The sequence below is a fragment of the Salinicoccus jeotgali genome, assembly GCF_055379195.1.
In genome coordinates this window covers 643,795-663,705 of sequence record NZ_AP043830.1, presented here as the reverse complement: position 1 = coordinate 663,705, position 19,911 = coordinate 643,795, and the positions used below count along the sequence as shown (strand labels likewise).

Genomic DNA, 19,911 nt, shown 5'->3' with positions numbered 1-19,911 from the left:
GTTCAGATGAATCAGGGAGCCTTTTAAGTCATTCTTCTTCGTTCAATATCAAATAGTCTAATTCTTCTTTCGTCAACGCGTTCAACCTTTTGAATTGGAACAGGAAGAACAGCAGTCCAAGTACCGTCCAGGCCGCCAAAGCCCAGTAGGACGGGGCAGAGAGCGACGCCGGTGAGCCCGGATACAACAGAAGTACAAGGAAGGCCAGCGATATGATGGCACCGAGCACACCAAATATGACGTAGAGGAGATTATAGTTATCCTTAACCCTAAAGAATCTCACAGCGACCAGGCTGGTGATGAGGAAGGCAATCGATACACCCGTAGATGACATGTCGACAATCCAACTCAAGGCAGTACGTCCAAGCCAAGGGGCTAACAGACAGACGGCCATTACAAAAAGGATTGCCACATAAGGCGTCTTGCTCTTGCCGACCTTCATGAAGACGGACGGGATGAACTTCGCACGCCCCAGCGCGAACAGCAGGCGTGATGATGACATATAAAATCCGTTAAGCCCAGTGAACACACCGAATGAGATGGCGAGTGCAAGCATCGTCATGCCGATGCCACCCATTGAACTCTGGACGACCGAGCCAGTTACCCAAAGTGCGCCCCCCATCGTCTGCTCATCAGGATAGACCCATGACGTTACCAGAATCATCAGTACGTACGTGACGATTGAAGCCACGATACCGAAGACGATAAGCTTGAACGTCTTATCCGGACTGAAGTTGAACTCTTCAGCAGCTTGCGGGATATTGTCGAATCCAACATACATCCACGGGGCAATGGCGACAATCAGAATGATCGAAGTCCAGATGCCATTGTCACTGTTGAACAGCGGCTTTGCATTCGTCAGTTGAAACTCTCCAGAAAAGAACGACCAGGCGAACAGGATTGTAACGACGATCGCCATAAATAATGCAAAGATGAATTGGAGATTACCGGATAATCCGCTACTCTTGATCGAGATGAAGGCAAACAGGATCAGTACGAGTGATGACAGTATGACCTCCATGATATAGACGTCCCAGCCGGCAATCGTATAGAGATAGCCTATTTCCAGGAAATCGGGTAAAATAAATTTAAACAGTAGGCTGAAGGCACTGGCATTCAAAGCGACCACCGATATGTAGCCGAGTGCCAGGAACCATGAAGCGATAAAGCTCACATACTTACCGAAACCGACGTAACTGAAGGCGAATTCACCGCCGGACACCGGAAAGCGTGTCGTCAGTCCTCCATACGCCACCGCGATGATGAGCATCAGGATACCACCAATGGTGATGCCAAGTGTGGAACCGAGCGTCCCAGAGGACAATAGCCAATCCCCAGGCAGGATAAATGCCCCCCAACCGATGCTTGAACCGTAGGCCACTGCCCAAACGAAACGTTTTGACATTGTACTGTCGAGTTCCGTTCTCTCCATATCTGTTATTTTATTTTCAATTTCCATATGTATTTTAGCTCCCTTTTCCCTTTTATGTTTTATATCCTAACAGAGTACATGCTAAACGTAAAATTTACAATTGGCACACAAATTGAAGGGTATGATGAAAATGAAAAAATTCTTGAAATATTTAATCGCTGCCAGCACGCTGTTTGTGATTTCTCACACTGGTGCAGAAAACGCTTCTGCTGCGGCCTTCGGGGCACAGGAGTGGACGCAGTACCGCTTCTCACCGGACAAGAATGCCGTCATAGATTCAGGCCATGAACCGCTTGAGTATATGACATTGGAGACGGAAGACGAAGTGCGGGTGACGCCGGTGGTGGCAGATGGCAAAGTGTTCATCGGCAACCATAACTCAGGTGATGTCATGGCATTCGACCTAGAAACCGGTAAGCGGGTGTGGCACAATACGGCGCCAAACTGGATACACTCTGAGGCCATCTATCACGAAGGTTTGGTGTACGTCGGCTACGGCAACAGGTTCTTCCAGAAGAACCGGGCCTACAGCTTCTTCAAAAATTTCGGGCTCCATAATCTGTTTCGGCACAGGGCGATCCGAGGCACTGGGGAGAGTGGCGTCATGGCACTTGATGCAGATACCGGGAAGCTGGTGTGGCGCTATGAGACAAGGGGCGAGGTCATGCCCACTCCTGCCATATACAAAGATCACCTCTACATTACGACCGGCGACCGCACTTTGTATAAGCTGACACTCGATGAAGGGGCGCTCATCCATAAGGAAGACATCGGATCCACCGTCAGCATGTCCTCCCCGAACATCCATGAGGCTACGCTCTATGTCGGCGGCAGCGGCCCCCTCCCCTATACTTTCTCGGCATATGATCTGAAGAAAGATGACATGAAATGGCAGACTGAATTTCCCGATGTCGACATGGGTCTCGATGATGTGCCACCGGCAGTCAGCAACGGTCTGGTCATCACCACGGGATTGGTCTCCAACAAGGACGGGGAATTGGAGCATGAAATTTATGCATTAGACATCTCTACCGGTGAAATGGCCTGGCAAGATAACTGGGGGACGGGCCAGTTCGTCAAAAACAATAAATCAGGCGCCCCGATCATCCATGAAAGCAAGATCTTCGTTGCAAGCCCCATAACCAAAACCTATTACGCCTACGATCTAAATAGCGGCGAACAGCTCTGGGCGTACGAGGATGAGGCCGCGAAAGCACCGCCGGTCGCCAAAGATGGCATCGTCTATTTCTCAAATGTTGAAGGTGAAGTCGTCGGCCTGGACATCACACGCGGCACACCCGTCAAAAGAATGGCGCTTGAAGGTGTGCTTGCGCCCGCCGGACCGGTCATTGTAAACGATACGCTCTTTATCGGCAGTCAGGACGGCAACATCTATGTCGTGCCGCTGGATGATTTTGAAGACATCGATAATTAGAGGATATGAAAAAGGCGCAGACCAGCTGGTCTGCGCCTTTTCTGATACGCCATTTTCATTTCCATAAATCAGCCCTTATAGTCGAGCAGATTGATGCCGAATATGAGTGGCATCATCACATAGACGAACGCCACTATCAGGATGACCCCGATGATGTTCAGGGCAAATCCGGTCTTCGCCATCTCCTGGATGCTGATTTTATTGGTCCCGAATACAATCGCGTTCGGCGGGGTGCCTACAGGCAGCATGAACGCGCAGTTCGCCGCCATGGCAGCTGGCACCATGAGCGTCAATGGATGGACTTCAAGTGCAATCGACAGTCCAGCCAGTACAGGCAGGATCATCGTTGCCGTCGCCGTATTGGAGGTGATTTCTGTGAGGAACAAAATCGTCACAGAAACAACGACCAGCACCAGGATGATGTGAATGCCTTCGACACCCTTCAGCATCTCACCGAGCCATTGGTCGACGCCTGTCTCGACAATCGCCGCAGCGAGTGCCAGACCGCCGCCGAACAGCAGCAGAACCCCCCACGGCAGCTCGCGTGAAACTGACCAGTCGAGTATGCGCTTCGATTTTTTGGCAGTCGGCAGCAGGAATAGTATGACTGATGCAAGCATTGCGATGGAACCATCAGTCAGCATGCTTGTGAATTCAATCTTACTCCATATGAATCCGCGCGTGATCCACATGAATGCGGCAAAGAGGAAGACGATGAGTACAAGTACTTCTTCCCGGGAGATCTTACCGAGTTTATTCAATTCATCCGTAATGATCTTGCGTCCACCCGGCAGTTGGATCATGTTGTGCCGGAAGGCGAAAAAGTTCATGAACGCCCAGGCGAGCGCCAGGAAGATGATGACGATCGGCACACCAAACATTATCCATTGGGCGAAACTCATGTCATAGCCGAAAATCTCCTTCAACTGACCAGCCATTATGATAAGCGGCGGCGTGCCGATCAGTGTACCCAAACCGCCGATTGTCCCGGCATATCCTATACCCAGTACCAGAGATTTTTCAAATCGCATCAGATCATCTTCAAGGACTGATGAAGAAAGGGACTGGGCTTCATTTATAATGGCCATCCCGATCGGTATCATGATCATGACGGCAGCAGTGTTGCTGACGAACATCGACAGGGCCGCGGTTGCTATCATGAAGCCAAGCAGTATCATCGATGTGCGTGTGCCGATCGCATTGATAATCGTCAATGCTATGCGAGTATGTAGATTCCAGCGTTCCATTGCGAGTGCAATCAGGAAGCCACCGAGGAACAGAAAGATGATGTCGTTGCCGTAGGAACTTGTTACGGCCCCACTATCCATGACTCCACCCATCGGAAAAAGAAACAGCGGCATGAGTGATGTTGCAGGAATCGGAATCGCTTCCGTAATCCACCATGTAGCAATCCATAATGTTGAAGCGACGACAAAGACGCCACCCTCTTCAAGCCCCTTCGTATCGAGCAGCAGTAGTGTCAGGATAAACAGCAAAGGCCCCAATATGAGTCCGACAAGCTGCATGCCCCCGTAGGATTTCTCCGGTCCTTCCGAGCCGTGCGACGAGCCACCCCTATCCGCATTCTTCTTCGCCTCATCGACACTGAAAAACTTCAGCAAGGACTTTGTCCGCCTCGATTCCCGCCACATATTGCGGTATGTACGCTTTAATTTTGACACGTTACTTCCCCTTTTAAATGGAAAACGGTTTCAACCGTATTGATTGAAAATAACACATTCTCTGAATACTCGCTATAGCGATATGAATTTTGTAACTAAAAAAACCGGAATCTCCTGATCTGAACCCTACCAAGTTGACAGATGAAATAATATAAATGTTTCCCGCCTGAGAATGGAGATTCTCAGGCGTTTTTCTATGCCGCCAATGCCCTGAATTCCAGCGGACTCAATCCCTTGAATTTGTGTTGCGGTCTGTGGTGGTTGTAAAACTCAATATAGCGTGTAATGTCTTCTATAATTGTTTGATAATCCGCATAGTACTTCTGCTTGCGTCTGATGTGGAACCGTTCCGATTTGATTTTTCCCCAGAATGCTTCAATCGGGCCATTATCGATGCATCTTCCGACGCGGGACATGCTTTGTTGAATCTGCTGGGCATCCAGAATCTTTTTAAAGCCGTAGGAGGTGTACTGGAAGCCACGGTCACTGTGCACAAGCGGCGTTGCCTGCGGGTGCTTTTGAATCGCAGAAGTGAATGTATCAAAAACAAGCTGATTATTGTTTGAACGGCCGAATTTGTAGGCCACAATACTGTTGTCGTACAGATCGATGATCGCGCTCAAGTAGGCTTTCTCTCCGTTCAGCGCTTTGAATTCAGTCACATCGGTGAGCCATTTCTCATTCACATGGGCTGCGTGGAAATCTCTGTTCAATACGTTCTCAGCGACCTGTTGCGGTGTGTGGGGGACGTATTGTTTCTTTTTGATCCGGGTCACCGATTTCAAGCCCATCCGTGTCATCAGCCGATAGATGCGTTTCCTGTTATACCCCGTCCTCAAGGCTTTGTTGACCGCATGGCACATCTGACGATAGCCATAGATGCCGTCCGTTTCAACATAGATTTCGGCAATCGCACTGGCCACTGTGTCATTCTCTGCTTCAGCGTGTGGCACGGGGCGTTTCTGATATTGATAATACGCTTGTCTTGAGATGCCTGCCGTATGGCATAATTCAGAGATGGCATAGCCTTCATTATGCAACGTAGTGATGGCAGTGTGGAGCGTGTGACTGGGAACCCGGCTGTATTTTAATCCCTCTCGAGTTCCTCCAACTTTTTTAGCAGGGCGTTCTCCACCTCAAGCTTTCGTTTATCTGCTTTGAGCATGGAAATTTCTCTGTTCAAGCGGTCCGTCTCAGTGAGCTGGTCTTCTGATTTTCCTTTTCCGCGTCTGTCCTCAAGGCCGATTTCACCATATTCCTTGTATTTCACAATGATATTCCGGGCCTGCTGGTAACTCACCTCAAATCTTTCGGCAAGTTCACGATAACTGATATCCCCCTGTGCATGATACTGCGCAATCTCAACCCGTTCTGCGTACGTTGTTTTCCGTCCCTTGGTCAATGGTGAAGCTCCCTCCCGCGTCGTTCTTATTTCTTCACCATTATTGTAACGTATAATCCAATTCCGAACAGTTGTTTTCGACGGTATGTCATATTTGTGTGCGAGTTCGTGAGTGGAGATCATTCCATTCATATATTCTTTTGCGACCATTTTTTTAAAGCCGCGGGTATATGTTCTATGCCTGTCCCGTTTCTTTAATCCCTCAGCACCATGCTTCTCATACTTTATCCGCCACTTTCTAAGTGTCTCAACAGACACCTGATGCTTTGTGGATATATGGCTTGGACTGATGCCTACCCTCAATTCCTGAATCATTTTCAGCTTTTCTTCAAATGAATAATATTTGTCAGTCATAAAAGAACCCCCTCCAGGTTTACAGATGTTTTATTTCATCTGTAAACCTGGAGGGGGTCAAATCATCCGATTCCGGTCCAATTACAGTGACGATTCAGGACCGATATGATGCAAAAGTGCCAAGATGAAGACCTTGCCGACTTCGAGCATCGCACGCTCATCAATATCGAATTTCGGGTGATGATGGGGATAGACTGCACCCACTGCCGGATTTTGTGCACCTGCAAAGAAGAATGTCCCAGGTACATGCTGAAGGTAATAGGCGAAGTCTTCTGCAGTCATCATGCGTCCCTTTTCGATGATTGTCACATCTCTCATATGCCTGACGCAGAGTGACTTGAGCATTTCCGTTTCTTCAGCTGGATTGATCAGCGGGATGCAGCCGTAGGTAAAGTCGACATTAACAGAGGCGCCGCTCATCCTGGCAGTAAGGTCTGCAACATGCTTCACTTCTTCGGCAAGTTCATATTTCGACTGGATGTCAAACGCACGTAGCGTACCTGTAATCTGTGCAGTATCCGGGATGACATTCGGGGCGTCACCGCTATGGAAACTTCCTATTGAAATGACGCCCGGGTCATTCGGCCCCCTAAGGCGATGGGTGATCTGCTGCAGGTTCATGACGAGCTGGCTTGCTGTAGCCAATGGATCGATCGCCAGATGCGGTAATGCACCGTGTCCGCCCTTGCCTTGGATTGTGATGGCGAAGTTATCATCTCCAGCCATCGTCCCTCCTGACCTGAAGCCGAGCGTGCCGATCGGATCATCCGTCCATACATGTGCCCCATATATGTAATCGACTCCTTCCAGGCAACCGTCGTCGATCATCGATGATGCCCCACCAGGCAGCAGTTCTTCTCCAAACTGATGGATGAATACGATATCACCATGCAACTGGCTCCGGTGCTCTGCCATGACTTTTTCAACAGCCATGAGAGTGGCCGTATGGGCATCATGACCGCACGCATGACTGATGCCATCATACTTCGAGCGGTACGGGACATCTTTTTCATCATGGATTGGCAGAGCATCAAAATCAGCCCGCAGCGCCACCGTCGGCCCCGGATGTGCCCCCTTCAGATAGCCAACCACCCCATTCAGCCCCACATCACGCCTATATTCGATGCCGAGCGTTTCAAGGTGTGCAATGATATATTCCGGTGTATCCTTTTCCTGATACGATAATTCCGGATGCATATGTAGATGACGACGTATTTCGACCATCTCGGGATACAGTGATTCGAGCTGTGCAAATAGAATGTCTTTCATCGGTTCCCCTCTTTTCACATCGTTCATACTCATATTATTCCATAAAGCACGCCTGGAAGGAATGTCTTTTAGTGGCAGATCATGATGACCTTAAATTTTCTGAATTGACACACTAATAGTTCGTATGCATGGCATTTTGATGGTATCATGGAAGTGACAATATGAAAGGGTGTGTCTAAGATGACGAAGCAATCAGCTAAGCAGACGGTCTATGTAGACAAATTTACAGATGGCATCCTGGATCCGACGGAAGATATGTACTACAAAGTCAAAAATGGCGGCCATATCATCGCCAATACAGCCCCGGGGTGCTGGGGCCCGATGATCACTCCTGAATTGAAGGGTGGACATGAAGTGACGAAGCCGGTATTCGTGGAAGGGGCTGAAGTCGGGGATGCGGTCGCCATCCGCATCAATTCGATACGGGTCACTTCCATGGCGACCGCTTCAGGCAATGACAAGCCTATGGAAGGACGGTTCAACGGTGACCCATTCATTGCAGGAGTATGTCCGAACTGTGGTGCCAAAAACCCCAAATCCGTCACAGAAGGCATCGGCCAAGGCGCCGTCCGGTGTGCAGAATGCGGTGAAGATGTCACGCCATTCACCTTCACCAACGCCTACACGATGGTATTCGACGAAAAACGCTCTGTCGGCCTGACACTCGATAAGTCAGGTGCTGAAAAGGTGGCCCACGCAGGCAGACACTATATGGCCACCCCTGAAGATTCCATCCAGCATCCGGTTGTAACATTCGCCCCGCATGATATACCAGGCGTCATGGCACGGGTGATCCCTTTCCTTGGCCAGCTCGGCACCACCCCAGCCCGCCCGATGCCTGACTCCCATAATGCAGGGGATTTTGGCCAGTTCCTGATCGATGCCCCGCACGACTACGGATTGACTGAAGCTCAGCTAGTCGACCGGACCGACGGTCATATGGACGTCAATCGGGTCCGCGAAGGGTCTACTGTCATCTGTCCAGTCAAAGTGGCAGGAGGCGGTGTCTACCTTGGAGATATGCACGCCATGCAGGGCAATGGGGAAATCGCAGGTCATACGACGGATGTCGCCGGTATCGTCGACCTTCAAGTCGACGTCATCAAGAACCTCGCCATTGAAGGCCCGATCCTACTGCCGCTTACAGAAGATCTGCCGGCATTGGCCAAACCGTTTACTGATAAAGAAAAGAAAGAAGTGCGCCGGATGGCCGAAGCTTGGCACGTGCCGGAACTTGAAGAGAGCTATCCCGTATCCTTCATCGGCACAGGCGCCGATCTCAATGCCGCTACATTGAACGGCATGGAACGCGCAGCGAAGCTTTTCCGGACGGATGTCCCTGAGATCATGAATCGTGCCACCATCACAGGCAGCATCGATATCGGGCGCAACCCTGGGGTGGTGACCGTCACCTTATTGGCACCAAAGAGATATCTTGAACATGCGAAGCTGCTCAAGCAAGTAGAATATATGTATAAATGATAAATGCGCACCCTATCAGGGTGCGCATTTATCATTTATAGTACAGCTTGGGCAATCAGACGATCGAACCGTCTGATGTCGACTTTACGGCCCAGATTGATTTTGATGTTGCCGACTTTCGTCCAAAGTTCCACCTCGGCGTTCGCATCGAACATGCCGCCGGCATTCTCCGTCGACCACATATGGATTGCACTATACGGGAGGGAATACATTTCAACTTTCTTCCCCGTCAATCCTTGAGCATCCCTCATGATGATTCTGCGGTCAGTGAATATGGCCGAGTCGCGCAACGTCTTAAAAGCAGTTATCGCACGTTCTCCGTCAACGAGTATTTCTTCAGCATCCCCAGGAATTTCAGTCTCAAACTGCAGTGTCCAGGCAAATATATGTCCACCTTCCATCTTATCCCCCCATTCCAATAATTCTTCACCATATCTATACCGTCGTCGTATTCCTTTTAATCCATATGCTTCAATTTTTGATGGAATAGATATATCCCCGCTTCAAGGAAGCGGGGATATATCTATCTTAGCCATGGCGTTTCATATGCAGCCATCCTCTCGTATAGGAGAAGATCAGGATGGCGGCACTTGCACCGATTGTAATCAGGGCAAACAACCAATGCTGACCGCTCGCAATGAACAAAGGCGCAAAGGTAATCAAGGCTATTTCAACCGGCGCAATTGGAATATAGGCGAGCCCATAGTCCTCGAGTGTATTACTTTCAAGGCGAGGATCGACGATGCGCAGCAACGCGATACCCATCGCGACGGCACCCGTTATCCAACCGAATGTGAATATACCCTTCTCGAACCAGTTTTCCTGGAAATAGTACTGGGAGACGAAGCGGTAGAATACGTACGTGAACAGTATGCCAAACGCCATCAAAATACTGAACGGCACGATGTTTTGAGCCACCACGGTCAGATTGATGGAGGCAATACCGAACGCCACCAGGACATCGGTTGCACTCCCGCTTATCTTGGATACGACACCTTTATCGATATACTTATCCATATCAGCCGATTGCATCAGCAGGCTCAGTATCAGACCAATCAAAAAGGCGATTGAAAAGGCGGGGATCGACAAACCAGCGTATAACGATTCGCCAAACTTGCTCAAGTAGTAACCGATCATGCTCACGAACATTACGAGTGCAATATGGAAAAGAAGTGGGTCGATCGAAATGGCCGAAACCGTGTCCTTACCCATCCACTCGCGCTTATCTTCAGGGACGAGACCTGTCCTCAACTCTTCTGGAAGGTCATCGAATTTCGAAATGTAGTTGGCATAGCCGGCGTTGGCACTTCTCTTTATGAGCAATAGGCCGACGCTGATTGCGAGTATCGCACCAAGCGTTGCAGAGGTCATCGCAAGTGATGTCGCCTCTTCCCATCCCTGCTGTTCGAATGCTCCGCCGATTGCTGCAGCAGTGCCGTGCCCACCGACGAAGCCGGCAGCGAGTATCAGTCCGAACCCGTTATGTAGATCGAACATCGGGCCAAGAAGCAGCAAAGCGAATATTAGTCCGAGGCCCCACATTAGGAGCATCGCAATCTGGGAATATGACCATAGCCCGCCTACTTTATTGATGGTCTTTTTTATATTGAAGCGGCCCGTCGTCAACGGGATTGAAGCAAAGACGATTGTAATCAGTACACCCGGATAATCTCCGATGAAATCAGAAAACGGTAGCCATCCGAGCATATTGGGACCGAGTATCAATCCCAGGATACCTGCTATGATGCTTGCCGGCATGAAGGACCGCTGCAGCAAACCGATGCGTGCGCGGAGGAACATGCCCACCAATAGCAGCATGGCGATGAGACCGACATCGGTCACAAGATTCCATACTGAAAATTCCATTTTTTCAACACCTCTTTCTAAAATCAGCTTCTGTAATATATCATGAATCCAATTGAAATTGGAAGCGGTTCATCATAAATTTCATGATTTATGAATATAAGCTATAGATAGAGGGCCGCCACACGCTCATATGAACGCTGTTTTTCGTCTAAGTCATGTATATTGCATAAAATGAGCCAATCTTCACACTCATAGTCTGTCCGCAGTTGATCAAGCTTATCCTTCACCGTGCGCGGGCCGCCGATGATCATGCGCTGCCTGTTCTGCTCGATCTGTTGTTGTTCCTTCTCATTGAGCGCACTATATTTCTCAGCCGCCTGTGTTGGAGTCGGCACCTGGCTGTCCAAACCCTTTTCCGTATTCAACAGCCATATATCCTGCGTCTTTGCCAGATCTTCTGCATGGGCATCATCTTCCCCACAGATGACGAATACGCATGCCCTCACATCATCCTGTTCCATGAAGCCCGGCTGAAACGCATCCCGGTAGGCCCGGATTGCCGCAGTGCCTCCCGCCGGCTTAAGGAAATGTCCGAATACGTAGCCAATGCCAAGTACACCCGCAAGCACCGCGCTGTCTGTACCGAGGCCTAAGGAATAGAGCGACGGCCGGCTTATGGTGCGCGGCGCCGCCTTGACCTTGGCGCTGCCGTCCAGATAATGGATGAGCGCGTTCAGCTTATCGGGATAATCCGCGAGCTGGTTGGGTTTATCGTCTGCGAGCCGTTTGCGGATGAACTCTCCCCCACCTGGTGAGCGCCCCATTCCGCCCTCGATGCGCCCCGGATAAAGCGCCTCGAGCTGGGCAAGCTGTGAGGCGACTTTGAACGGACTATATTGGGGTAATAGGATGCCACCGCTCCCCACTTTTATATGTGAGGTCCGTGAAGCGGCAGCGGCCATCATGATTTCGGGTGCGCTTGATACCATGCCACGCGTGCCATGATGTTCTGCAAACCAGTACCGGGTATAACCCAATGCTTCAGCACGCTGCACCATGCCAATGGTATTCTCGGCCATCTCTTCTGCACTGACACCGACTGGTTTTGCCATCTGTTCCAGTATTCCTAGTTTCATCAATTCCTATCCTCTCTATCAGTACTCTAAAACCAGACCGTGTAGATTATAAGCGTCGAAATCACCATCGTCATCGCCGACAGTGGTGCCCCGACTTTGATGTAGTCCGTGAATTTATAGCCCCCAGGGCCGTAGACGATCAGGTTGGTCTGGTAACCGATCGGTGTGATGAAGCTCGCCGAAGCTGCAATTGCGATGGTCACCATGAGTCCGATGGGCTCAAGTGCCATCTGCCCGGCCATCTCCATCGCAATCGGGAACATCAGTACCGCAGCCCCAGTGTTGGTGATCAGTTCCGTGAATATGTTCGTCATGATATAGAGGATCACGATGATGCCGAGCACCCCAAACGGACGGGCGGTCTCAAGCATATTTCCCGCAATCATCTGTGCCAACCCCGATTCAGTCATTGCAGCACCGACACCGAACGCGCTCGCAATCAGCAGTATGACATTGAACTGGATGTAGGACAGCATCTCGTCAGGCTCGATCAGCTTGAAGATCATGAGCAGTACGACCGTGATCAGCATCGCTTCGAACATCGATAGGAAGCCAAGTGTCACTGCAGCGATCATGCCAAGCAGCAAGATGAGTCCCCCAAGGCCCTTGGCCTTGCTCTGCTTGAGCACTTCTGGCGGGGTGAGGGTGGTCATAACATAGAAGTCTCTTGCGTGCGCATGACGCTGTAAAAATGTTCTGTCCGCCAAAATCAGAATAGTGTCGCCCGGCTTCAAAACGATGTCCCCGACCCGGCTTTTGATACGCTCATTATTGCGGTGCACCGCAATGACGCCCGCGTTGTATCTGGAGCGGAAGCGCGCTGATTTTATCGTTTTGCCGAGTAGTGACGACTCATGGGAGATGACACCCTCGACCAGATGGAAATGATCATCCTTAAGACTATCGAGTGTCTTGTCGGTTCCTGTCTTCAACGTGACACCTTTTTGCTTTTGGATAGCGGCAATCGTATTTAAAGTACCAGAGAACACGAGATGGTCACCTTCTCTGATGATTGTATTGGCGTCCACTGGAAATATGCGATGGTCCCCGCGGATGACTTCAATGATGTAGACACCCTTCAAAACAGCTTCCGTCGTATCCACAATGGAGCGATCTACATATTCGAAGGTCTTCCCTATCTCGGCTTCGGCCAAAAATTCCTTCACTTCTTCACGGATCTGCTCGCCGGCGCCGAGCGTATCAGGCAGCAACCGGTAGCCGATAGTCACGATATAGGCGAATCCTGCTGCAGCGATCGGCAGCCCGACAATCGTCATCTGAAAAAAGGAGAAGCCGCCATAACCTGCTTCAATCAGGAGGCCATGGACCACCAAGTTGGTCGAGGTGCCGATGAGTGTAATCGTGCCGCCGAGTATCGTTACGTAGGATAAGGGTATCAGGAATTTGGAAGGGGCAATCCCATTCTTAAGACACCATTCCTTCAAGACCGGTGTCAATGTCACGACGATTGGTGTATTGTTTAAAAATCCGGAAATGATGGACACCGGAGCCAGCAGCTTCAGCATCGACCGTTTCGGCGTTTTATTGCCGGTAAGCAGACGATCAACATACCCTTCGACGATGCCGTGCTTTTGAATGGCACCTGCCACTATGAACAGCAACAGTACAGTCAGCAGCCCTTCGTTCGAAAAGCCGTCCAAAGCCTGCTCAGTCGAGATGACGCCTGTAAGCAGGAAAACTACGAGGAAGAAGAACACTACAAGGTCCGCCCGTGCCAACTCGAACACCAATGCAAGCAGCATGATGATGAGCATCACAGCAACAAAGATCATCTCAGCAGTCATCAGCTCCCCCCTTTCCCCATATGGTATTAGCAATATGATAGCATATTTCACAGCCATAAAATGTTAAACGGAATAACCTGAGCTAAAAAAATGTGTCTAATTATTGTACACCGAAAACGCTTTAATTGTAATAATTCAATTTATCATGAATAAAACACCCTAAATGCGGTTATGTACAAGTATCAGCCGAATGGCTACAGTCAAAATATGATGGTCATTCTGAAACAGCAGATTCATAGGAATGGAGGATAACCGGATATGGATAAATTCTCAGGCCAACAGATCAGATCTTTGATTGAAGAGAAGAAGGTAAGCGGCGAGTTGCAGCAGCCGTCCCAATGCATGCACTCCGATATCGTCAAATGCTATGAAGACGGTCGGGCACATCGCTATGTATGTATGAATTGCGGCTATGCCGACAAGAACCGCGCCGCTTTTTTCGCACAGATCAACACAGATCAGCAAATGGGCTAACGTAAATACGGTTATGAGCCAAATGAATGCGCTCATGTGCCGTATTACATATAATGATAGATAACTTCCAGAAAAGGAGCATCCATATGAATATATATGATATAGAAGTAAAGAAGGCGAATGGCGAAAGCTATTCACTTGAGGACTACAAAGGAAAGCCAATGCTTATCGCAAATACCGCCAGCAAATGTGGACTGCGCGGCCAGTACGATGAATTGGAGACTCTACACAAGGAATATGAGGATCAGGGCCTGATTGTCCTCGGTTTTCCTTCCAACCAGTTCAATAACCAGGAACCAGGTTCCGATGAAGATGCTGAAGAAGCCTGCCGCATCAACCATGGCGTCACATTCGACATCCATGAAATCATCGATGTCAATGGCGATACGGCCCATCCCCTCTTCAAACATCTTAAAGAAGAGTCAAAAGGCATGATGGGTGATAAGATCAAGTGGAATTTCACAAAATTCCTAGTCGACCGCGAAGGCAATGTTGTCTCACGCGTCGCACCGACGACCTCTCCACTCAAAATGAAAGATGATATCGAAAATGTGCTATAACATATAGTGGGCCAGGCTTGAAGCCGCGCCCGCTATTTTTGTACGCATGAAAGGAAGATACAGATGTCTCACAGCGAATACACCCTTCAAGATATGTATGGCACCACCAGACGTGCACTCGCTTTCTACGACAACCAGATGCTCGACTGTATAAATGGAGAAATGCAACGCTTCATCGCCTCCCAGGAGATGATGTTCATCGCCACTGCCGATGCAAGCGGCAACTGCGACAATTCATTCCGCGCCGGCAATAGTGGGTTCGTCCGGGTACTCGATGAGACGACTTTAATATACCCGGAGTACCGTGGGAATGGTGTTATGGCAAGTCTTGGGAATATTTACGAAAATCCCCATATCAGCTTGCTGTTCATCGACTTCTTCACCCACCACATCGGCCTGCACGTCAACGGACGAGCTGACATAATCGAGGTTGATCAGCTTCACGATTACTGTGACGCGAAAACCATCTCCGACATTATGGAAGAAGAGGACGGGCGTGCCGAACGATTTGTAGTCATCCAGGTCGATGAAGCTTATATCCACTGTTCCAAGCATATACCGCATTTGGAGAAGCGATCGGGCCCCTTGGATCAAAAGAAAGGCGGCGACTTCTTCAACGCCAGAAGAAAAAAAGATATGTAGAAGAAAAAGGCATCCCCACAGAAGGGATGCCTTTTGAATTCATGTGCCGCAGAATGTCATCGTGATTTTTTCATCATCTTCCGGCGGCTCTTTATATTCCTTGTCATGCCCGTCGTCAAACGGCGTCGCAAACGCCTCTATCATTTTTGTGGCTTTGCTGTAGTCCCCTTGTTCGACGGCAAGGTCCAATGCCTCCTCCACGAGATGGTTGCGCGGGATGACTGCGGGATTGACCTGCCTCATCTGTTCATATGCCGATTCGACCGTCAAATCCTGCACCTCAAGCCTCTCTTCCCATCTCCTGCGCCAATCTTTAAAGCGTTCACTAGCCATAAGCGCATCATCATTCCACCCGTCAAGAGACAGCGTGCGGAACGTTTTCGTAAAATCAGCCTGGTGATGGCTCATGAGATCGAGCAGCTCCATTCCAAGCGCATCATCTTGACTTCCACTGCCGTCGAGGCCGAGTTTATCGCGCATGCCTTTTTGCCATTTTTCATTATACAGTTGGCCGAATCGGCTGAGCGATTGTTGGGCGACCTTCACCGCTTCTTCCTTATCCTCATGGAGCAGCGGCAGCAGCGTCTCAGCAAACCGCGCAATATTCCACTGGCCGATCCCCGGCTGGTTCTGGTAGCTATAGCGTTTTTGCGCATCTATTGAACTGAAGCATGTCTCCGGGTGATAGACATCCATAAAGGCACACGGACCGTAATCGATTGTTTCTCCGCTTATCGCCATGTTGTCTGTGTTCATTACACCGTGGATGAAGCCCACATGCTGCCATTTGCTGATCAAGTCAGCTTGACGCTCTATGACGGCATCCAAAAATTCCCGGTACTTGTCCGGTTTCGATGCAATTTCTGGATAATGGCGGCCGATTGCGTAATCTGCAAGCATCCGCACATTATCGTCTCCCTCAGCACGGGCTGCATATTCGAAAGTTCCAACACGGATATGACTCGATGCCACACGGGTCAATACTGCACCCGGGAACATCTTGCCGCGGCTCACCGCTTCCCCTGTCGTAATAAGTGCCATGGCACGGGTCGACGGTATTCCAAGCCCATGCATCGCTTCGCTGATCATGTACTCCCGAAGCATCGGCCCGAGTGGCGCACGCCCATCCCCCATGCGGGAAAACGGCGTACGTCCGGAACCTTTCAGCTGAATGTCCATCCGTGCGCCTGATGGTGTCACCTGCTCACCGAGCAGTACTGCACGGCCATCCCCGAGCATCGTAAAACTGCCGAACTGATGCCCCGCGTAAGCCTGTGCTATCGGTTTACTGCCTTCTGGCACCTCATTCCCCGAGAGGACATCAGTTGCTTCCATCTGAAGGTTTGCCGCATCCAGACCCAATTCCCCCGCCAATTTCCAGTTGAAGAGGACCATTTCCGGAAACTCTGCACTCTCCGGTTGTGTTTCTCTATAGAAGACTCCCGGGAGTTCTGTATAAGTGTGTTCCAATTGCCATCCGCTTTCAGTCATAATATTCGCCCCTTTTACGTGGTATTCTGTCTACCCATTTTATCAGAGTTGGTACAGCATTAATAACTATGGGTATATCTGCTTTCTGCTGATAGTTGATTTTTAATGTATGAAAACAAAATGCCATGACTTTTGTGGTCATGGCATTTTTGACATCCTACGTATAATTTCTCTTTATTTTTTTATTCCAAGCTTTTGAAAATACTTCATTTCTATCATTCCATGCCGTTAATTCATTCAAAAGATAATAATAGTCCTGGTCGGCAGTCATGACGCTTCTGGTAGTCAATTCAGTGTCGATATCATCATCCTTGACGATGACCTTCCAATCACACTCCACCTTGGCAGAAAGCGGATCGCCTTCTTTTATCGTATAGACGTTCCTATTTTCGGTGCCGTAGGTGATATTCAGGTTTGTAAGTGTCCGGAGACCTTCATCTGAATATTCTTCGAGCACCCATGTGTCTTCAGTCAATTTCTTTATGACATCACGTGTCCTTGAGCCTTCCCGGAGGACTTTTTTATCGATAGGGGCTGCTGTTTCTGCCTGCACATGCTTCAAGGTCACTTCCGAGTAGTCATTTATGACTGGGGTTCCAAGCACGGAAGCATCGAAGTCGACAGTCAGTACAGGTGCCTTGCCCCCTATAAACCTACTGGGCGGTGTAACCGCCATCTACAAGGAGGGTTGTGCCGGTCGTAAAGTCATTCTCCGCCAGGAATACCACTGCATGTGCAATCTCTTCAGGCTTGCCGAGCCTACCGATTGGGTGCTTATCGACGAGAGCATCATAAAACTCTCCCAATGCGTCCTTATTCACCATGTTGGAATCAACATAGCCCGGAGCTACTGCACTGACGCGGATGTTATCCTTGGCATATTGTAATGCGACGGATTTCGTCATTAAGTTTATTGCGCCCTTGGAAGCGTTATATGCAAATGCTGTCGGTTCGCCTACACTGCCGAGAATGGATGCGGTATTGATGATTGCGCCGCCTCCAGCCTTCTGCATTTCAGGAATGGCATGCTTCGAACCGTAGAATACGCTATCTTGATTGACTCTGATCACTTTATGGTAATCTTCGTAGGAAAGCTTGTGCGTCTCGCCCTGGACACCGATTCCGGCGTTGTTGAACATGATATCCAGATGTCCAAACTTTTCCACGGCGAGAGCAACGACTTTTTTAATATCCTCTTCCACTGATACGTCGGTCATCTGAAACACAACGTCACCATGGCTTTTCAACTTTTCTTCTGCTTTCCTGCCCGCTTCCTCATCGTAGTCTGCAATTACGACTTTTACCCCTTTTTCCAAGAACGCTTGTGCTGTGGCGAGTCCAATACCGGAGCCGCCTCCTGTAATGATTGCTACTTTGTCCTTAAGATCCAAAGTGCATCCTCCTTTTAATGACCGTATCCGTTCACGATACAGGTACCCAATTATCTCAATTTTCAAACTTTATAACGCAATTTATTTTTAATCATCTCAAGCTATCACTTGTAGTCGATTGATGATCACATGTATGATAAAGATGAAACTGCATACCGATGCACTGGGGGCGCTATATAAAGCTGAGACGGATTACCGGACCCCTACGACCCGATCTGGATAACACCAGCGTGGGGAAGTGCAGCTGATATACCTTCATGCTGCATTCCTATCGGACTGCAGTTTTTTATATCAATATTCAGGAGGTATGGCATTATGGGAAATGAATACGGTTCAAAACAGCCGGTAGGCTGTCAATTCAATTTGAGTGTGATGAGCGACGACTTTGTGGATGTCATCCTATCAGCTTTGGAGGAAACTGAAACTGCTGAAGTCATGATGGTGACGGATGACGTATCATCGTCGGTGCATGGCCCTATATCCGAAGTTTTTGCTGTTGTGGAGTCGATCTACTTAAACGCCGCACAGACTGGCAAGCACGTGGCGATGAGCGGTACATTTTCGGTTGGATGTCCCGAAACCCACGAGGAGAATGATCTCGAAACACCGACTGGTTCGACGGCGCCGCGTAGAGGTGTGGCGCAACAGGCCGGATGCAAATTCGCGCTCTATCCGCTGGGGACTGAGGACTATATGGAGATTATCCAATCCCGAATCAATGCAGCAGCGAAAGAAGGTGTGAAAGTGAGTGCCAGCCATGGTGCCACAAGACTGGATGGGGACGTCCACGATATCTTCAATGCCTTGGAATCGGCGTTTTTGAAAGTACAGGAAGCGGCAGGACATACCGCCATGACCTTCACCCTCTCATCAAACAGTCCTTCCAACCGCTGATTGAATACGGCCCGCCTCTTTGAGGCGGGCCGTATTTCTATATGATCAGCATATCGTCCTCATCAAAATCCCAATCAGAACCATAGGCGACTTCCCAGTAATAGCCGTCCGGATCTTTGAAATATCCGCTGTAGCCACCCCATGAGGTTGGACTCGCTTCCTTGGTGACGATGCCACCTGATTTTTTGGCCCTCTCCAGTATATGATCGACCTCCGCTTCAGATTTCGCATTAAATGCCAAGGTGATGCCGTTGAAGCCATGTGTCACATCCATTGCCTCCGCCCCGGTCTCCCTGGCAAGCGTGTCGAGCGGATATAATGCCAGTTTCGATCCCTTCATCCTGAAGAAGATGATTTCTATCTCATCCTCATCACCCATTATGATCGACTCCAACCCAAGTTTCCGGTAAAAGGCGACAGCAGCTGAAATATCTTTGACGCCAAGTGTAATCAGATTGATTCTGTCCATGGCCATTCCCCTTTTCAGATAAGGTAGTATAGAAGATGTAGTTTTACATTGTAAATATACCATATATATTTGGTGCTGACAGAATATGGTGCAAAATATATTCTGAGCGCACCCTCCCCGCCATCCGCTTCAAACTGGTCAGCGGGGATATTTTTATATAGAATGAGGGCAAAGAAGGGAGACGATC

Annotated in this window: 19 protein-coding genes and 1 riboswitch; of the genes, 6 read left to right on the top strand and 13 right to left on the bottom strand. The window is 49.4% G+C overall.

Features of this window, described 5'->3' with window-relative positions:
- Window positions 1-28: 28 nt before the first annotated feature.
- On the bottom strand, window positions 29-1,453 hold the full coding sequence (locus ACZ43I_RS03375; protein ID WP_425568286.1) for an APC family permease: 1,425 nt from the start codon (window positions 1,451-1,453) through the stop codon (window positions 29-31).
- A 109-nt stretch (window positions 1,454-1,562) separates the two neighbouring features.
- Between ACZ43I_RS03375 and ACZ43I_RS03370 the strand changes: the two genes are divergently transcribed.
- Complete coding sequence (locus tag ACZ43I_RS03370; RefSeq protein WP_344701212.1) at window positions 1,563-2,867, top strand: outer membrane protein assembly factor BamB family protein; 1,305 nt, start codon at window positions 1,563-1,565, stop codon at window positions 2,865-2,867.
- Between the two features lie 68 nt (window positions 2,868-2,935).
- Here the strand turns inward: ACZ43I_RS03370 and ACZ43I_RS03365 are convergent, their stop codons facing one another.
- The 4 genes from ACZ43I_RS03365 to ACZ43I_RS03350 form a co-directional block, all read right to left on the bottom strand.
- Window positions 2,936-4,519, bottom strand: coding sequence for an SLC13 family permease (locus tag ACZ43I_RS03365; RefSeq protein WP_344701503.1), 1,584 nt, complete (start codon window positions 4,517-4,519; stop codon window positions 2,936-2,938).
- A 224-nt stretch (window positions 4,520-4,743) separates the two neighbouring features.
- Window positions 4,744-5,598, bottom strand: a complete 855-nt coding sequence (locus tag ACZ43I_RS03360) for an IS3 family transposase (RefSeq protein WP_464761752.1) — start codon at window positions 5,596-5,598, stop codon at window positions 4,744-4,746.
- A 38-nt stretch (window positions 5,599-5,636) separates the two neighbouring features.
- Complete coding sequence (locus ACZ43I_RS03355; RefSeq protein WP_344703107.1) at window positions 5,637-6,305, bottom strand: transposase; 669 nt, start codon at window positions 6,303-6,305, stop codon at window positions 5,637-5,639.
- Between the two features lie 81 nt (window positions 6,306-6,386).
- Window positions 6,387-7,574 carry an amidohydrolase gene (locus ACZ43I_RS03350; RefSeq protein ID WP_344703856.1) on the bottom strand — a complete coding sequence of 396 codons (1,188 nt, stop codon included), beginning with the start codon at window positions 7,572-7,574 and terminating at the stop codon, window positions 6,387-6,389.
- A gap of 180 nt (window positions 7,575-7,754) precedes the next feature.
- Between ACZ43I_RS03350 and ACZ43I_RS03345 the strand changes: the two genes are divergently transcribed.
- On the top strand, window positions 7,755-9,056 hold the full coding sequence (locus ACZ43I_RS03345; protein WP_344703858.1) for an acetamidase/formamidase family protein: 1,302 nt from the start codon (window positions 7,755-7,757) through the stop codon (window positions 9,054-9,056).
- A gap of 35 nt (window positions 9,057-9,091) precedes the next feature.
- On the opposite strand, the gene ACZ43I_RS03340 is transcribed toward ACZ43I_RS03345, so the two are convergent.
- The 4 genes from ACZ43I_RS03340 to ACZ43I_RS03325 all read right to left on the bottom strand — a co-directional run bounded on the left by ACZ43I_RS03340 (window position 9,092) and on the right by ACZ43I_RS03325 (window position 13,803).
- Window positions 9,092-9,457, bottom strand: a complete 366-nt coding sequence (locus ACZ43I_RS03340) for a PH domain-containing protein (RefSeq protein ID WP_344703860.1) — start codon at window positions 9,455-9,457, stop codon at window positions 9,092-9,094.
- 127 nt (window positions 9,458-9,584) lie between these two features.
- Window positions 9,585-10,922, bottom strand: coding sequence for a sodium/glutamate symporter (locus ACZ43I_RS03335; RefSeq protein ID WP_344703862.1), 1,338 nt, complete (start codon window positions 10,920-10,922; stop codon window positions 9,585-9,587).
- A 101-nt stretch (window positions 10,923-11,023) separates the two neighbouring features.
- Window positions 11,024-11,998 carry an MsnO8 family LLM class oxidoreductase gene (locus ACZ43I_RS03330; protein ID WP_344703864.1) on the bottom strand — a complete coding sequence of 325 codons (975 nt, stop codon included), beginning with the start codon at window positions 11,996-11,998 and terminating at the stop codon, window positions 11,024-11,026.
- A gap of 26 nt (window positions 11,999-12,024) precedes the next feature.
- Window positions 12,025-13,803, bottom strand: a complete 1,779-nt coding sequence (locus tag ACZ43I_RS03325) for an SLC13 family permease (protein WP_344703866.1) — start codon at window positions 13,801-13,803, stop codon at window positions 12,025-12,027.
- A 258-nt stretch (window positions 13,804-14,061) separates the two neighbouring features.
- Between ACZ43I_RS03325 and ACZ43I_RS03320 the strand changes: the two genes are divergently transcribed.
- The 3 genes from ACZ43I_RS03320 (at window position 14,062) to ACZ43I_RS03310 (ending at window position 15,479) form a co-directional block, all read left to right on the top strand.
- Window positions 14,062-14,277, top strand: coding sequence for a hypothetical protein (locus ACZ43I_RS03320; RefSeq protein ID WP_344703868.1), 216 nt, complete (start codon window positions 14,062-14,064; stop codon window positions 14,275-14,277).
- A gap of 86 nt (window positions 14,278-14,363) precedes the next feature.
- Window positions 14,364-14,837, top strand: a complete 474-nt coding sequence (locus tag ACZ43I_RS03315; protein ID WP_344703870.1) for a glutathione peroxidase — start codon at window positions 14,364-14,366, stop codon at window positions 14,835-14,837.
- Between the two features lie 63 nt (window positions 14,838-14,900).
- Entirely contained in the window at window positions 14,901-15,479 is a 579-nt protein-coding gene (locus tag ACZ43I_RS03310; protein WP_344703872.1) for a pyridoxamine 5'-phosphate oxidase family protein, read from the top strand.
- 39 nt (window positions 15,480-15,518) lie between these two features.
- Here ACZ43I_RS03310 and ACZ43I_RS03305 read toward each other — a convergent pair whose 3' ends face one another.
- The 3 genes from ACZ43I_RS03305 to ACZ43I_RS03295 form a co-directional block, all read right to left on the bottom strand.
- Window positions 15,519-16,970 (bottom strand): protein adenylyltransferase SelO, encoded by a 1,452-nt coding sequence (locus ACZ43I_RS03305; protein WP_344703874.1) that lies wholly within the window; start codon window positions 16,968-16,970, stop codon window positions 15,519-15,521.
- Window positions 16,971-17,127: 157 nt separating this feature from the next.
- Entirely contained in the window at window positions 17,128-17,574 is a 447-nt protein-coding gene (locus ACZ43I_RS03300) for a hypothetical protein (RefSeq protein WP_464761745.1), read from the bottom strand.
- Between the two features lie 49 nt (window positions 17,575-17,623).
- Entirely contained in the window at window positions 17,624-18,361 is a 738-nt protein-coding gene (locus ACZ43I_RS03295; RefSeq protein ID WP_344703878.1) for an SDR family NAD(P)-dependent oxidoreductase, read from the bottom strand.
- A gap of 155 nt (window positions 18,362-18,516) precedes the next feature.
- Window positions 18,517-18,615: riboswitch (TPP riboswitch) on the top strand.
- 61 nt (window positions 18,616-18,676) lie between these two features.
- Here ACZ43I_RS03295 and ACZ43I_RS03290 point away from each other — a divergent pair.
- Window positions 18,677-19,255: a YkoF family thiamine/hydroxymethylpyrimidine-binding protein gene (locus tag ACZ43I_RS03290; RefSeq protein WP_344703880.1), complete on the top strand. Its 579-nt coding sequence runs from the start codon at window positions 18,677-18,679 to the stop codon at window positions 19,253-19,255.
- A 37-nt stretch (window positions 19,256-19,292) separates the two neighbouring features.
- Here the strand turns inward: ACZ43I_RS03290 and ACZ43I_RS03285 are convergent, their stop codons facing one another.
- The gene (locus ACZ43I_RS03285; protein ID WP_344703882.1) at window positions 19,293-19,724 is read right to left on the bottom strand and encodes a VOC family protein; all 432 of its coding nucleotides are present in this window, start codon (window positions 19,722-19,724) and stop codon (window positions 19,293-19,295) included.
- Between the last annotated feature and the right edge of the window lie 187 nt (window positions 19,725-19,911).